Source organism: Streptomyces sp. NPDC008001, assembly GCF_042958085.1.
In the GTDB taxonomy this organism is placed as follows: Bacteria; Actinomycetota; Actinomycetes; order Streptomycetales; family Streptomycetaceae; genus Streptomyces.
Map to the genome: position 1 here is coordinate 195,771 of NZ_JBIBIZ010000007.1, position 13,850 is coordinate 209,620.

Genomic DNA, 13,850 nt, shown 5'->3' on the forward strand with positions numbered 1-13,850 from the left:
GGGTCGGATCGCCGGACAGGCCCTGGGGGTTGTCGTCTGACTGGGGTCAGCCGAGGGGCAGCCCGCCGAGGAGGTCGCCGAGGAGGGGGGCAAGGGGTCGTGGCTTTAAAACCCGCCGTCCCGACGGTAGCCCTCGGAGAGGTAGCGGCTGAGGACTGCGCCGGCCGGTCTCGGGCAAAACGTGTGACCTCCCCCGCAAAACCAGGGCCTGTCCGGTGGGTCGGATCGCCGGACAGGCCCTGGGGGTTGTCGTCTGACTGGGGTCAGCCGAGGGGCAGCCCGCCGAGGAGGTCGCCGAGGAGGGGGGCAAGGGTGGCCAGAAGCCCAGCGAGCGCGTCCATGTGAAACTCCCATCGATGAGTGGTCTATGTGATCTGAAGACGATCGGGCCGTCCTCCAAGGAACGGCCAGGCGGCCGTCATCACTCGTACGAGCGCGCTCAAAGGACCTGCAGTGGACAGGCCGGCCTTGGGGCGGCACTGGTCCGTGGCTGTCCGCGTCGCCTCCACGCGCCCGACCCCGCCATAAGATGCCGGCTCCCGGCCGGAATTCGAGGCCGGCCATCCGCTCCACTGCCGCAATAGCGCTCTCCCGCACGTCCTGGGTAACCTCGGTGATAGCAACGCCGTATTCGACGACCACGGCCAGGTCGACGGCGGCTTGGCGCTCACCCACCTCGACCTTGACCCCGCGAGTGACGTCCGCACGCCCGCCGGGGACCTTGTCGCGGACTGCCCCCATGGTGCGGGCAAATCCCCCGCCCAAGGCGTGAATTCCGGGCGCCTCCCGCGCGGCCATGCCCGCGATCTTCGCCACCACCTCGTCCGCTATCGACGTCTTGCCTCGGGCCGCGGCTGCCTGCGGCCCGGCCGGTTTGGCTCGCGATGCCGTTTCCCTCAGCCCGCCGGACTCGCCTGTGACGGGTTCGTGCACGCCCTCGCCGGTCTGCTCAACCACCATCAGCCTCCTCTTCACATGCCCGGCGCTCCGGGCTGCGTTTCCACCATCTCCGCTTCCTGGTGTTCACCGGGGTCGGATGCCCGGCCGCCACCTCCCCCCGGTCCTTCCCGGTCAACGGTGCCGGCATCCTGAGGAACTCCGGCGTCGCATCAACCTCCCCGTGCGCTGCGCCCCCTTGCTCGCAGATCCGAAACCGGGCGCACCAGGTAACGGTTTCTGCTACTTGCCGCAGGTTGTCACCCCCTGCCGCTCACCCCGGGGGGAGCGGCTCACAGACCGACGCCGACGGGTCTCACTCAGCGAGGGGCTGCTCCTACCAGTAGTGCCGCCGTCCGCCAACTGCGTGGCCCAGGCTGCCCAGGAGGAACAGGGCCGCCCCGACGACAACCAAGACGATTCCGGCAGTCCACAAAAAGGCGATCTTGGCCAGGAACGCCACCATCAGCAGAACAGCTCCGATGACAATCATGGTTTGCTCTGATCATGCACAGCCCCTACCCCCTCCATCGTCCTCCCCCCTGACCCCACCGCCCCCCAACGACAACTGCCGATGAGGTCAGGGGAGGACTTGCCACACCCGCCGCTCCACCAGCCGGAGAGTGCTGCCGGAGTGCGAGCTGTGGTTTCTCCCCCTCCACGTCGGTGCTCTGCTTCCTTGCAGGGCGTGCGGAGGGCACGCCCTCCCCACGAGGGGGTGACCGGGAGGTGGGTTGTGGCTTCGCTGAAGGCGACGGCATGTCGCACTCGGGGTCGAAGCCCTGTTCCAGTGCCTTCCTCCGGCCCGGCCGAGTCCGGTGAAGAACACGGCGGCCCCGGCGGTTGGGGCGATGACTGCGGCTAGGCACATGGCTGCCCTTTCCGGTTTCCGGTGCGCGGACCGGTCTGCTCTGCTTCATTCACCTCAGCCTCTGCTCGCTCGTGCCCCGCATCGGTGCTGCCGGGTGGTGCCCACGCGACGCGGGTACGGCCCGGGGCGGTCCGGGGGTCAGTGCTTGAAGGCGTCCTTGGCCTTCTCGCCGGACTGCTTCAGGTTGCCCGCGACCCGGTCCGTCTTCCCTTCGGCCGTCAGCCGCCTGTTCCCGGTAATCCGCCCGAAGCTCTGTTTGATCCTGCCGTTGAACACTTGCCCCTTGTCCCTGATCTTCTTTGCGAGGCTCATAACGTCCCTGATTTCGTTTTCGTCCCTCGGATGCGGATTTCGCACAGGCCGCCATTCCTGCCGGACGAGACGGGGCCTGACACGGATACACGGATTACCGGCGGTTCCCGGCGTACCGACGTCCGCCGCTGCGGCCGTGACGGTGGCGTGCAAAACCCAGGATCCAGACGATCAGCACCACGGCCGCAGCGATCCACAGCAGATGCGCGACGAAGCCGAACCCCAACAGCACCAGGGCCAGCAGGAGAAGAGCAATCAAGACGATCATGGTCGGGCCTCCGGATGAGCCAGGGAGGATTCCCTGAGTTCCGCGGGGTCCGGGCGAAGCTGGACGGGAGGGTGGCGCCCGGAGGATGCCGGAGCGCCGTAGTCCTTCGCCGTGATGGCCAGTCAACGCCCGGGAGTGCTCCCTGTCAACGAACTGGCAGTACTGGCTCGTTCCGGCCCCGGAGCCGGTACTGACGGGGTTCGCGAGGGAGCGGTGGAGGCTTCCACCGGGTCGGCCGGCGGCAGGACGTGATCCTCCCACCAGGACAGGCCCATGACACCGGCGAGCAGGGCGACGGGGGTGAGAGCGGAGAGGATCAGCGCGTACATGAGTACCGCCTGCCATCTGCGTGCGACATGGACGGGCAGCAGAACGCTGCCCGCGAGGGGCGCACCGGGACCGGGCCAGGATCGCGTGGCGCCGGTGGACGCGGGAGCGGCCCCCGGTCGTGGCGGGGAAGTCCTGCGCCCCCGATGCGCAGAGTGCGCCCCGGGGGCGCACGGGGGGCGTGCTCGATGCCGCCGGGGGCCGGGGCCACACCGCTGCAGGCTAGTCCTCCCTGACTCATCCGAACAGGCTTGTGGGATCGGCCTGTTCGGTTCCTGTCCGCGGTGCATGGGCGGAGCTACGCTGTGCGGCGAGGCCCTGGTCCCCGGCAGCGTGAGATCCCTTCCGCTCCGAGGAGGCGTGCGATGCGCGTAGGTGCCGGAATCTCCCGCACCGCCCTCGGGCAACCGCCTTTCTGCGAGGGTCGCCACCCGCGCCTTATCGTGCCGCCGGCCCTGGTGCTGATCCCAGGTGTCGGCCATGAGCCGGCGGCACGAGTCCCCCGGTCAGTGGAAGGAACCGCAGCGCGACGCCGAAGCGGCAGGGCCCCGGAACGTTCCCGGAACAGCCACCGTCCCGATCAAGACGTCCGGGGCTGCCCGGCCGGTGCCATCTCCAGGGCCGGCGCCGCCCGGCACGCGCTGCACATCTCGCGAACCCGGGAAGAGACCAAGAAATCCCCTGAGTTCGGCAAGGGCAAGCACCTCGGCGACACCGACTACCACCGCGGCGTCGGCTCTGCTACCGGCTCCGCAGCCGCTCTCCGGCCGGGCAGGGCCATCACGCAGGGAAGGCCCTGCGCACCCGTAACGGCCCGGAGGCAGCAGGAGAAGACACTTCGGGCGGGCCTGACGGGGACGGCTTGCGAGGGCTCAGGAGTGTGCTGGGCGGCCGGCCGAGGGAAATCTCCTGCTCGCCGGGAAGAACCAGCAGCTCAGGCAGCAATCAGCCCGCGTGCCGGGGCGCATCCTGACCGCCCCGGCCGCAGGATCGTCGGAAAGTGACTCAGCGCCTACTTCCCGGGGGCGTGAGTGCCCCCATTGACCGGTAAGTCCTGAGCTGGTGGCTTGGTCGCCGAGGGGACTGATGTGTCCGGCACCGGCGGGGCTGCGGCGGCTGCTTCGCGGGCGAGGAAGGAGCCGAGTTCGCCGATGGTGCTCATCAGGGGTGCGGGGAAGACGACGGTGGTGTTCTTGTCGACGCCGATCTCCACGAGGCTCTGCAGGTTGCGGAGTTGCAGAGCCAGGGGGTGGGCCATCATGGTGTCGGAGGCGTCCCCCAGTGCGGCGGCGGCGAGCGACTCGCCCTCGGCCCCGATGATCTTCGCGCGCTTCTCCCGCTCGGCCTCCGCCTGGCGGGCCATCGCCCGCTTCATGCTCTCGGGAAGCTGGATGTCCTTCAGCTCGACCAAGGTGACCTCCACGCCCCACTCCGCGGTGGTGACGTCGAGGATTGCGCGAATGTCGAGGTTGATGCGGTCCGTCTCCGACAGCGTCTCGTCGAGAGTGTGCCGGCCGACGACTTTCCGCAGGGTGGTCTGCGCGATCTGGTCGATCGCTGCGTAGACGTTCTCGATCGCGATGACCGACTTCACGGCGTCGACGACGCGGAAGTAGGCGACCGCGGACACGTCGACGCTCACGTTGTCCTGCGTGATGATGCCCTGGGACTGGATGGGCATGGTGACGATCCGCAGTGACACCCGGTGCAGGACATCGGCGAACGGAATGATGAACCGCAGACCAGGGGCGCGCTCCCCGGCGAGCCGACCGAACCGGAACAGCACCCCCTTCTCGAACTGCTTGACGACCCTGGTGGCCATCGTCAGCCCGATCAGGGCCAGGACAACGACCACCACCACGACGAAGATCAAAGCTGCCATGTCCCACTCCCCGGAATCGGGTCCCGCCGCTCCTGCATGCGGGCCCCGGGCAGTACGTCAGCGACGCGGGTGACGCCCCGTGTGCCGGGGCCCGTTCGCTCTGCGTGCGGCCTGGTCCGTACCTGTTGGTGCTCTTTGCCCTGGGCCCGGTGTTTTCCGCCGGCATTCACCGCGGGCGGGCCGGGCGGGGGAGCGTGACCGGGCTCCCGAGGGCGAACGGCGCGGTACCGCCACCCATCCCCCGTGCCTGTTCCCCGCCATGCCCGGTCTCCTGGGCGCCGGGAGGCTTCTCGCTCGCGATCAAGGTGCTGGCGGTGCAGTGGTTGTGCGGGTCGGCTGCGGCGGCCATCAGCCGGGCGGCCGTGGGCTCGCTGCTCTCCGGCGGTATGACCAGCAGGTCCCAGCGGCCGTCGGTGTAGGAGAGCAGCAGGAGCTTGTGCGGGTCCTGCTCCGCCTCGAACCAGCCCACGTGCACCACATGCCCGGTGACGGGTATCTTTCGCGGGATCACCGGCCAGTAGGCCGGGTTCACCGTGATCCGGGTGATGCGCGCCCAGCGGTGGTCCAGCACATCGGTCAGGGCGGGAAGTTCCCGTGCGAGATCGCGGGAGCGAGGCCACCAGGCCCCGTCCAGGAGACCCCGGTCCGCAACCGCCGGCTTCAGCGCCAGACGCGCCAGTGGGCGCACCGGTGGCGGGGAAACGCCCTCTTTGAGGATCAACGCAGGTTTGATGGGCGTCGTCATGAGACGGACCTGACCCCGGACGCGTTGATGCGCGCCCGGCATAGCCGCTCGCCGGGAACGGCACGACACGGAATCGGTGCACGGAATGTTCCCAGCGGCCTCAGCATACTCCGGCGGGGCAGCTCCAAGAGCTGGGATTCGCGAAATTCTCGCGGCAGAGCGACGGGTCCCACGGTGGGCAGAAGGGCAGGTTTCCTGTGTTTTCACGGCGGAGGCCCGAACGGATCTTCGTGGAGAATCAGCCATGCATTTCCGTGCATCAGCGGAAATTTCGTTATAACGGAAAGGCCTGGAAATGCTACCGCGCTCACTATTTTCGGTTGGGTAGTGTAGCGTCGGAGTCGGTTGTTCATTGGCCGCCGGTGACCGCTCCTGCGGGACGTTTGGGTTTTCTGCCCAGCCACCACCGGTCTCAGTGCCATGAAAGTCCTGATGCGAAACACTCGCACAATTCTCGCCCTTTCCGGCGTCACGGTTCTGGCCGCCGGCGCCGCCGTGCTTCTGCCCGGGACCGCGCAGGCCCGGCCTGCGTCCGTCGCGTGCGACGAGACAGCCCTGGTCACTGCGGTGACCGCGGCGAACGCAGCCGGCGGCGGGACCGTCACCCTGACACCCGGCTGTACGTACGTCCTCACCGCCGGCCACGGCGACGACGGAGTGAACGGTCCTGCCGGCTTGCCGGTCATCACCACCCCCGTCACGCTCGAGGGCAATGCCAACACCATCACCCGTGCGGGAACGGCGCCCGCGTTCCGCATCGCCCAGGTCGGTCCCACCGGCGGCCTCACACTCAAGGCAGTCACGCTCAGCGGCGGTCACGCGGCCGCGACCGGCCACAACAACGGCGGGGGCATCCTCAGCTCCGGTGCGGTCACCCTCACCGGCAGCCAGCTCTCGGGCAACACCGCCGACGGTCTGGGCGGTGCTCTCTCCAGCACCGGCACGGCGTCCGCGGCGACGCTCACCAGCAGCACCGTCAAGAGCAACACCGCTCACCAGGGTGCCGGCATCGCCAGCGTCAACGGGACGCTCACCCTGACCAGCAGCGTGGTCAACGCCAACACCGCCACGGTGAACCCCGGCGGCATCTACTACACCGCCGGCTCGGCAACACTCAACACCTCCACCGTGACCGCCAACATCGCGACCAACTGCACCGGCAGCCCCTCGCCCGTCCCCGGCTGCATCGGCTGACAAGCCGCTGCGCACCGAAGACCCGGCAAGCCGGCCACGGCCGCTCCTTCACAGGGAGCGGCCGTGGCGTTTCCCGGGGTGTGGACGACAGGGCCGGTCAGGCCTGGCGCGGGCGCGAGGCCTGACCGGCAGATCCGGTCGGCCGGTCCGGGTGCTGGTTGCGTGACGAGGGCAGGACTACGCTGTGGGCCGATGCCCCGGCCCCCGGCAGCGTGGAGCCCGTTCCGCTCCCTGGAGGTGCGTGGTGGGCGCAGATGCCGGAGTCACCCTCATCACCTTCATGTGCCGCGGACCCGGAACACCACCTGTCCTCGAACTGCCCGGCGGTTTCCGGTCGATGGGCCTGGTGAGCATGTGGCCGTACAGCGGCCGGGCGCAGTGAACCTCACCGTGCCGGCGCGGCCCCCGGCCCTGGCGGACGTCGCGGCGGCGGCCTGTCTCCCGGGCGAGGAGGTACTGCACGGGCTCGGGGTGACGCGCAAGGGCCTGTCGGCGCGGGAAGCGGCTGAGCGGTTGGCCCGGTGGGGGCCGAACGCGGTCTCCTCGCACCGGGCCCGTCTGCTGCCGGTGTTGTGGCACCAGCTGCGGTCACCGCTGCTGTGCCTCTTGCTGGTTGCTGCGGCGGCTTCCTACCTGGTCGGCGAGCGCAGCGATGCGGTGATCATCGGTGTGATCGTGGCACTGTCCGTCGGGCTCGGCTTCGTCAATGAGTACCGGGCCGAGAAGGCGGCCGAGGCACTGCACGGCCAGGTCCGCCACCAGGCCGTGGTGGTGCGCGGCGGTCACCCGGCCGAGGTGGAGATCACGGCCCTGGTCCCGGGTGACATCGTGGAACTGCGGCTCGGTGACATCGTTCCGGCCGATGTACGGCTGCTCGAGGTCACCGGTCTGGAGTGCGCAGAGTCGGTGCTGACCGGCGAGTCCATGCCGGTGGCCAAGGACACGGAGGCTGCTTCGGCCGGTGCGGCGTTGGCCGAGCTGTCCGGCTGCGCACTGATGGGTACCGTCGTACACGCCGGCAGTGCCCGGGGAGTGGTGGTGGCCACCGGCGCGGTCACCGAGTTCGGGAAGATCGCGGCCGGGCTGGGCACGCATCAGCTGGAGACCGGGTTCCAGGTGGGGTTGCGCCGCTTCTCCATGCTGCTGGTGTATGTCGCGGGAGCGTTGACCACGTCGATCTTCGTGATCAACGTAGTGCTGCACAAACCGCTCATGGACGCCTTGCTGTTCTCCCTGGCGATCGCGGTGGGGATCACCCCGCAGTTGCTGCCCGCGGTGGTGTCCACCAGTCTGGCCGCCGGTTCCCGGCGGATGAGCCGGCTCGGTGTACTGGTCAAACGACTGGTGTGCATTGAGGACCTGGGCGACGTCGACGTGCTGTTCACCGACAAGACCGGAACCCTGACCCAGGGCCGCATCGAGTTCATGCGGAGCCTGCCCGCCGACGGCGAGGACGCGCCGGCGGTACTGCGCTGGGGCCTGCTGTGCACGGAGACCGGCGACGACGACGGTCCGGCGGTGGGGGGCAACCCGCTGGACGCAGCCCTGTGGAAAGCCCCGGCTGCGCAGCGTCAGCGCCAGGCTCTGGCCGGGTACACGCAGGTCGCAGTGGTGCCGTTCGACCACGAGCGGCGCATGGTCTCCACCGTGGTCCGCGACTCCGCGGGCACGACAGTCCTGATCACCAAGGGCGCTCCGGAGAGCGTTCTGGAACGCTGCACATACGTACCCGAAGCAGCTCGGAAGGCACTGGACGCCGAATTCGCGGCAGGCAACCGGGTGGTCGCCGTCGCTACCCGCGAGACCCCCGGGCTCGACCACCCCGCTGCCGCCGACGAGCACCACCTGCGGCTGGCCGGCCTGCTGGTCTTCCTCGACCCGCCCAAACCCGACGCGGCCGAGGCCGTGAGCAGGCTGGCCGGACTCGGTATCGCCGTGAAGATCGTCACTGGTGACAACCCCGTGGTCGCCGCGAAGGTCTGTCACGACCTCGGCCTGACCTCGGCAACTGCGTTGACAGGAGCCGACCTCGCGGCCCTGGACGATACCCGGCTCGCCACCGCGATCGCACACACCACGGTATTCGCCCGGGTGAGCCCGGAGGACAAGGCCCGCGTCGTCCGGATCCAGCGGACGACGGGACGTGATGTCGCCTTCCTCGGCGACGGGGTCAACGACGCCCTGGCCCTGCACGCCGCCGATGTGGGCATCTCCGTCGACTCTGCCACCGACGTCGCCAAGGACGCCGCCGACGTCATCCTGCTGCGCAAAGACCTCAACGTCCTCGCGGACGGCGTCGTGGAGGGACGGCGGATCTTCGCCAACACCATCAAGTACGTGCTCATGGGGACGTCCAGCAACTTCGGCAACATGTTCAGCGCGGCCGGCGCCTCGCTGTTCCTCGGCTTCCTGCCGATGCTGCCCTCCCAGATCCTCCTCAACAACCTGCTCTACGACACCAGCCAACTGGCCATCCCCACCGACCACGTGGACGAGGCACAACTGCGCCGCCCCTCACACTGGGACATCGGCTTCATCCGCCGCTTCATGGTCTGCTTCGGGCCGATCAGCTCGGTGTTCGACTTCGCGGCCTTCGGGGTCATGTTGTGGGTCTTCCACTCCGGGCCCGCCCAATTCCGGACCGGCTGGTTCGTGGAATCCCTCGCCACCCAGACCTTGGTGATCTTCGCGATCCGCACGCGCCGCATTCCGTTCTGGCGCAGCCGCCCTGGCCTTCCGCTGACCCTGGCGGCCCTCGGCGTCACCGTCATCGGTGCCGTCCTACCAGCCACCCCACTGGCGCACACGCTTGGATTCCGCCCGCTTCCCCCGGCTTTCTTCGCCGCTCTGGCCGCCATGGTGGTCTGCTACCTCGCCCTCATCGAATACGGCAAGAGGCTCTTCTACCGGACCCTGCCCACCCCTCCGCCCGCAGCTCCTCGGCCGTCCGCCGACCGCCGGTATCTGCGGCGCCGCACCGCCCGCTTCAGCACCGCAGGCCGCTTGAGCCACCGGTCCCGCCTTGCCGGAGGCAGCTGATCCGGCGCGCCGGATACGCGGGGAGTGCCGACGACCTGACGGCGGAGCCTGGCGAAAGCTCGACCGCCGGCAGAACGGCTGCCACGGGCGAGTTGAAGGTGGCCGCCATGCCGGCGGCGGCGCCGGCCATGAGCAGCGTCTTGCGCTCGGCCGCCGTCAGGTGCCGCACCTGGGTCATCAGGGAGCCGATCGCGCCGCCGGTCATGGTGATCGGCCCTTCGGCACCGAACGGCCGCCGGTGCCGATGCTGATCGCGGCGGAGACGGGCTTGAGCAGGGCCAGCCGCGGGGCAATGACGCTGCCGCGGGTCAGATCGCCTCGATGGCCTCGGGCATACCGTGCCCGAGGATCTTCTCCGAGCCGCACCTGGTCATCACCCCGATGACCAGACCCCCAGGGCCGGGGCGCCGAGGACCAGCCGCCAGGCGGGCCGCGCCTCGCCCGGGGCGATGAGCGACGTGCTGATGCACTGCCGGAAGACGGGGTTGGTGATCAGGCCGATCAGCCGCAGGAGGGCGAGGGCGGCCACGGCCTCCGCCGCCCCGACCGGTAAGGCCGGGGCCGGGAACAGGGCCGTCGACCCGGCCCGCGAGGCTCTCCGGCCCCGCGGGCGGTCGTCCTGCCGTAACGAGGCCGGTCAGCGGGTACGGGGCTGGGTGAAGCGGAGCATGTTGCCGGCCGGGTCGCGGAAGGCGCAGTCGCGGACGCCGTAGGGCTGGTCGATCGGCTCCTGGAGGACTTCGCCGCCGGCCGCGCGGATGCGCTCGAAGGTGGCGTCGCAGTCGTCGGTGGAGAAGATCACGCCGCGCAGCATGCCCTTGGCCAGCAGTTCCGCCATCGCCTGCTTGTCGGCCGGAGAGGCGTTGGGGTTGGCGGCCGGCGGTTCGAGGACGATCTCCACGTCCGGCTGCGCGGGCGACCCGACGGTCACCCAGCGCATCCCCTCGAATCCGACGTCGTTGCGGACCTCCAGGCCGAGGACGTCGCGGTAGAAGGCGAGCGCCTTGTCATGGTCGTCGACGGCGATGAAGCACTGTGAGAGCTTGATGTTCATGCCTCCGACGCTACGAGGCGACGGCGGTTTCCGCTTCTCCGATCCTGACCGGTTCTCCGATGCTGACCGCTTCTCCGGTCCTGACCGGTCGGGCAGCCCTGGCCTCCGGCCCGTCCCCGGCCTCCGGCCCGGCCTCCGGCCCCGCCTCCGTCCCGCCCGTGCCCCGCCGGCCGGCCCCGGCCGGTCCGCCGTTCCTGAGCGGTCGCGTGAGGATCTTGGCCACGCACGCCGGGATCGCGGCCCCCGCCTCGTGGCGGCGGGCCCGGTAGGCGCTCGGGCTCTCGCCCACCAGCTCGGTGAAGCGCGAGCTGAACGACCCCAGCGAGGTGCACCCGACGGCGAAGCAGACCTCCGTCACGCTCAGGTCGCCCCGCCGCAGCAGCGCCTTGGCGCGCTCGACGCGGCGAGTCATCAGATAGCCGTAGGGCGTCTCGCCGAAAGCGGCGCGGAAGCTGCGGGAGAAGTGCCCGGGCGACATGAGGGCGACGGCGGCCAGCGCCGGAACGTCCAGCGGCTGCGCGTAGTCGCGGTCCATCGCGTCCCGGGCGCGGCGCAGTCGTACGAGGTCCTCGAGTGTCACGTGAACCAGCATCGCACGGCACCGGCGAGCCGAAGCCGGACGATCATGAGGGTGGCGGAGCGGGGGATATTCTCGGCCCGCAGCCCGGGCGACGCCGCCGGCGAAGACCGGAGCGACGGCCCCGCCGCACGCCCCAGGCCCCACGCCGCACGCCCCACGCCGCACCGGCGGGGACAGGCAGGACAGCACGGACGGAGAGACGATGAGCAAGGGCACGAGCACGGCCCCGCAGCCGCCCGCCCCGCACGCCGCCGACAGCCATGACCTGATCCGCGTGCACGGCGCGCGCGAGAACAACCTCAAGGACGTCAGCGTCGAGATCCCCAAGCGCCGGCTGACGGTGTTCACCGGCGTCTCCGGCTCGGGCAAGAGCTCGCTGGTGTTCGACACCATCGCCGCCGAGTCGCAGCGGCTGATCAACGAGACCTACAGCGCCTTCGTGCAGGGCTTCATGCCCACCCTGGCACGGCCCGAGGTCGACCTCCTCGACGGCCTCACGACCGCGATCATCGTCGACCAGCAGCGGATGGGCGCCGACCCGCGCTCCACGGTCGGCACCGTCACCGACGCCAACGCGATGCTGCGCATCCTCTTCAGCCGGCTCGGCAAGCCCCGCATCGGCCCGCCCGGCGCGTACGCCTTCAACGTCCCCTCGGTGCACGCGGCCGGCGCGATCACCGTCGAGCGGGGCGCCAAGAAGGCCGAGAAGGTGACCTTCAAGCGCACCGGCGGCATGTGCCCGCGCTGCGAGGGCCGGGGCGCGGTGTCCGACATCGACCTGTCCCAGCTGTACGACGACAGCAAGTCGATCAACGAGGGCGCGTTCACGATTCCCGGCTACACCGGGGGCGGCTGGAACTCCCGGCTCTACGCCGAGTCGGGGTTCTTCGACCCGGACAAGCCGATCCGCAGGTTCACCAAGAAGGAGCTCCACGACCTCCTGCACCGCGAGCCGGTCAGGATGAAGATCGCGGGCATCAACATGACCTACGAGGGGCTGATCCCGCGGCTCCGGAAGTCGGTGCTGGCCAAGGACAAGGAGGCGATGCAGCCGCACGTCCGGGAGTTCGTGGACCGGGCGGTCACCTTCGCCACCTGTCCCGAGTGCGACGGCACCCGGCTCGCCGAGGGGGCCCGCTCGTCGAAGATCAAGCGGAAGAGCATCGCCGACGTCTGCGCGATGCAGATCAGCGACCTGGCCGCATGGGTCCGCGGCCTCGACGAGCCCTCGGTGGCGCCGCTGCTCGCCGCGCTGCAGCAGACCCTCGACTCGTTCGTGGAGATCGGCCTCGGCTACCTGGCACTCGACCGGCCGTCGGGCACGCTGTCGGGCGGGGAGGCGCAGCGCGTGAAGATGATCCGCCACCTCGGCTCCTCGCTCACCGACGTCACCTACGTCTTCGACGAGCCCACCATCGGCCTGCACCCCCACGACGTCCGGCGGATGAACGACCTGCTGCTGCGGCTGCGGGACAAGGGCAACACGGTGCTCGTCGTGGAGCACAAGCCGGAGACGATCGCGATCGCCGACCACATCGTGGACCTCGGGCCGGGCGCCGGCACGGCGGGCGGCACCGTCTGCTTCGAGGGCACCGTCGAAGAGCTGAGGGCCGCCGGCACCGTCACCGGCCGGCACCTCGGCGACCGGGCCGCACTCAAGGAGACGGTGCGCAAGCCCACCGGCCGGCTTCCCATCCGCGGCGCGACGACGAACAACCTGCAGGGCGTCGACGTCGACGTCCCGCTGGGGGTGCTCACCGTCGTCACGGGGGTGGCCGGATCCGGCAAGAGCTCGCTCCTGCACGGGTCGATCCCGGCCGACGCGGGCGTGGTGCCGGTCGACCAGAGCCCGATCCGCGGCTCGCGGCGGAGCAACCCGGCGACGTACACCGGGCTGCTCGACCCGATCCGCAAGGCCTTCGCGAAGGCCAACGGGGTGAAGCCCGGGCTGTTCAGCGCCAACTCCGAGGGCGCCTGCCCCACCTGCAACGGCGCCGGCGTCGTCTACACCGACCTGGCGATGATGGCCGGCGTCGCCACCCCCTGCGAGGAGTGCGAGGGGAAGCGGTTCCAGGCCTCGGTGCTGGACCACCACCTCGGCGGCCGTGACATCAGCGAAGTGCTCGCGATGCCGGTGGCCGAGGCCGAGGAGTTCTTCGGCGCCGGCGAGGCGCGCACGCCGGCCGCGCACCGCATCCTCGGCCGGCTCGCCGACGTGGGGCTCGGCTACCTCACCCTCGGCCAGCCGCTCACCACGCTGTCCGGCGGCGAGCGGCAGCGGCTCAAGCTGGCCACCCACATGGCCGGGAAGGGCGGCATCTACGTCCTCGACGAGCCGACCGCCGGACTGCACCTCGCCGACGTCGAGCAGTTGCTCGGCCTGCTCGACCGGCTCGTGGACTCCGGCAAGTCCGTCGTCGTCATCGAGCACCACCAGGCGGTCATGGCGCACGCCGACTGGATCATCGACCTGGGCCCGGGTGCGGGCCACGACGGCGGCCGGATCGTCTTCGAGGGCACCCCCGCGGCCCTCGTCGCCGCCCGTTCCACCCTCACCGGCGAACACCTCGCGGCCTACGTCGGCGCGTGACGGCGGCCGTCGCGGCAGTGCGCCGGCCGGCGGCAGCCCCTCGGCCGGCAGC

12 protein-coding genes and 1 pseudogene are annotated in these 13,850 nt (G+C 70.2%); 3 read left to right on the forward strand and 10 right to left on the reverse strand.

Going from position 1 to position 13,850, the window contains the following annotated elements; genetic code table 11:
• Positions 1-549 precede the first annotated feature (549 nt).
• The 6 genes and pseudogenes from ACFZCD_RS19970 to ACFZCD_RS19995 form a co-directional block, all read right to left on the reverse strand.
• Positions 550-960: pseudogene (locus ACFZCD_RS19970) on the reverse strand (Asp23/Gls24 family envelope stress response protein); the annotation flags it as partial.
• Positions 961-1,273: 313 nt separating this feature from the next.
• Positions 1,274-1,429 (reverse strand): DUF6131 family protein, encoded by a 156-nt coding sequence (locus tag ACFZCD_RS19975; protein ID WP_391832576.1) that lies wholly within the window; start codon positions 1,427-1,429, stop codon positions 1,274-1,276.
• A 516-nt stretch (positions 1,430-1,945) separates the two neighbouring features.
• Complete coding sequence (locus ACFZCD_RS19980) at positions 1,946-2,119, reverse strand: CsbD family protein (protein WP_391832578.1); 174 nt, start codon at positions 2,117-2,119, stop codon at positions 1,946-1,948.
• 94 nt (positions 2,120-2,213) lie between these two features.
• Entirely contained in the window at positions 2,214-2,387 is a 174-nt protein-coding gene (locus ACFZCD_RS19985) for a hydrophobic protein (protein ID WP_391832580.1), read from the reverse strand.
• A 1,339-nt stretch (positions 2,388-3,726) separates the two neighbouring features.
• Positions 3,727-4,596, reverse strand: a complete 870-nt coding sequence (locus ACFZCD_RS19990; RefSeq protein ID WP_391832582.1) for a slipin family protein — start codon at positions 4,594-4,596, stop codon at positions 3,727-3,729.
• Positions 4,597-4,762: 166 nt separating this feature from the next.
• Positions 4,763-5,587, reverse strand: a complete 825-nt coding sequence (locus ACFZCD_RS19995; RefSeq protein ID WP_391832584.1) for a DUF5994 family protein — start codon at positions 5,585-5,587, stop codon at positions 4,763-4,765.
• 186 nt (positions 5,588-5,773) lie between these two features.
• Between ACFZCD_RS19995 and ACFZCD_RS20000 the strand changes: the two genes are divergently transcribed.
• Positions 5,774-6,535, forward strand: coding sequence for a hypothetical protein (locus ACFZCD_RS20000; protein WP_391832586.1), 762 nt, complete (start codon positions 5,774-5,776; stop codon positions 6,533-6,535).
• A gap of 354 nt (positions 6,536-6,889) precedes the next feature.
• A complete protein-coding gene (gene mgtA / locus ACFZCD_RS20005) occupies positions 6,890-9,574 on the forward strand; it encodes a magnesium-translocating P-type ATPase (RefSeq protein WP_391832588.1) in 2,685 nt (894 codons plus the stop codon).
• Here mgtA and ACFZCD_RS20010 read toward each other — a convergent pair.
• The 4 genes from ACFZCD_RS20010 to ACFZCD_RS20025 all read right to left on the reverse strand — a co-directional run bounded on the left by ACFZCD_RS20010 (position 9,522) and on the right by ACFZCD_RS20025 (position 11,220).
• The gene (locus tag ACFZCD_RS20010; protein WP_391832590.1) at positions 9,522-9,779 is read right to left on the reverse strand and encodes a chloride channel protein; all 258 of its coding nucleotides are present in this window, start codon (positions 9,777-9,779) and stop codon (positions 9,522-9,524) included. The genes mgtA and ACFZCD_RS20010 overlap by 53 nt on opposite strands.
• A 168-nt stretch (positions 9,780-9,947) precedes the next feature.
• Positions 9,948-10,103, reverse strand: a complete 156-nt coding sequence (locus ACFZCD_RS20015) for a hypothetical protein (RefSeq protein ID WP_391832592.1) — start codon at positions 10,101-10,103, stop codon at positions 9,948-9,950.
• 108 nt (positions 10,104-10,211) lie between these two features.
• Entirely contained in the window at positions 10,212-10,628 is a 417-nt protein-coding gene (locus ACFZCD_RS20020; protein ID WP_391832594.1) for a VOC family protein, read from the reverse strand.
• Between the two features lie 10 nt (positions 10,629-10,638).
• A complete protein-coding gene (locus tag ACFZCD_RS20025) occupies positions 10,639-11,220 on the reverse strand; it encodes a helix-turn-helix transcriptional regulator (protein ID WP_391832596.1) in 582 nt (193 codons plus the stop codon).
• A 190-nt stretch (positions 11,221-11,410) separates the two neighbouring features.
• Here ACFZCD_RS20025 and ACFZCD_RS20030 point away from each other — a divergent pair, with 190 nt between their 5' ends.
• A complete protein-coding gene (locus ACFZCD_RS20030; RefSeq protein WP_391832598.1) occupies positions 11,411-13,798 on the forward strand; it encodes an ATP-binding cassette domain-containing protein in 2,388 nt (795 codons plus the stop codon).
• Positions 13,799-13,850 lie beyond the last annotated feature (52 nt).

Coding starts and splice junctions, on each gene's coding strand:
- ACFZCD_RS20020 (WP_391832594.1), bottom strand. CDS start 10,628: ATGAACATCAAGCTCTCACAGTGCTTCATCGCCGTCGACGACCATGAC.
- ACFZCD_RS19995 (WP_391832584.1), bottom strand. CDS start 5,587: ATGGCTGATTCTCCACGAAGATCCGTTCGGGCCTCCGCCGTGAAAACA.
- ACFZCD_RS19990 (WP_391832582.1), bottom strand. CDS start 4,596: ATGGCAGCTTTGATCTTCGTCGTGGTGGTGGTCGTTGTCCTGGCCCTG.
- ACFZCD_RS19980 (WP_391832578.1), bottom strand. CDS start 2,119: ATGAGCCTCGCAAAGAAGATCAGGGACAAGGGGCAAGTGTTCAACGGC.
- ACFZCD_RS20025 (WP_391832596.1), bottom strand. CDS start 11,220: ATGCTGGTTCACGTGACACTCGAGGACCTCGTACGACTGCGCCGCGCC.
- ACFZCD_RS19975 (WP_391832576.1), bottom strand. CDS start 1,429: ATGATTGTCATCGGAGCTGTTCTGCTGATGGTGGCGTTCCTGGCCAAG.
- ACFZCD_RS20000 (WP_391832586.1), top strand. CDS start 5,774: ATGCGAAACACTCGCACAATTCTCGCCCTTTCCGGCGTCACGGTTCTG.
- ACFZCD_RS20030 (WP_391832598.1), top strand. CDS start 11,411: ATGAGCAAGGGCACGAGCACGGCCCCGCAGCCGCCCGCCCCGCACGCC.
- ACFZCD_RS19985 (WP_391832580.1), bottom strand. CDS start 2,387: ATGATCGTCTTGATTGCTCTTCTCCTGCTGGCCCTGGTGCTGTTGGGG.
- ACFZCD_RS20010 (WP_391832590.1), bottom strand. CDS start 9,779: ATGACCGGCGGCGCGATCGGCTCCCTGATGACCCAGGTGCGGCACCTG.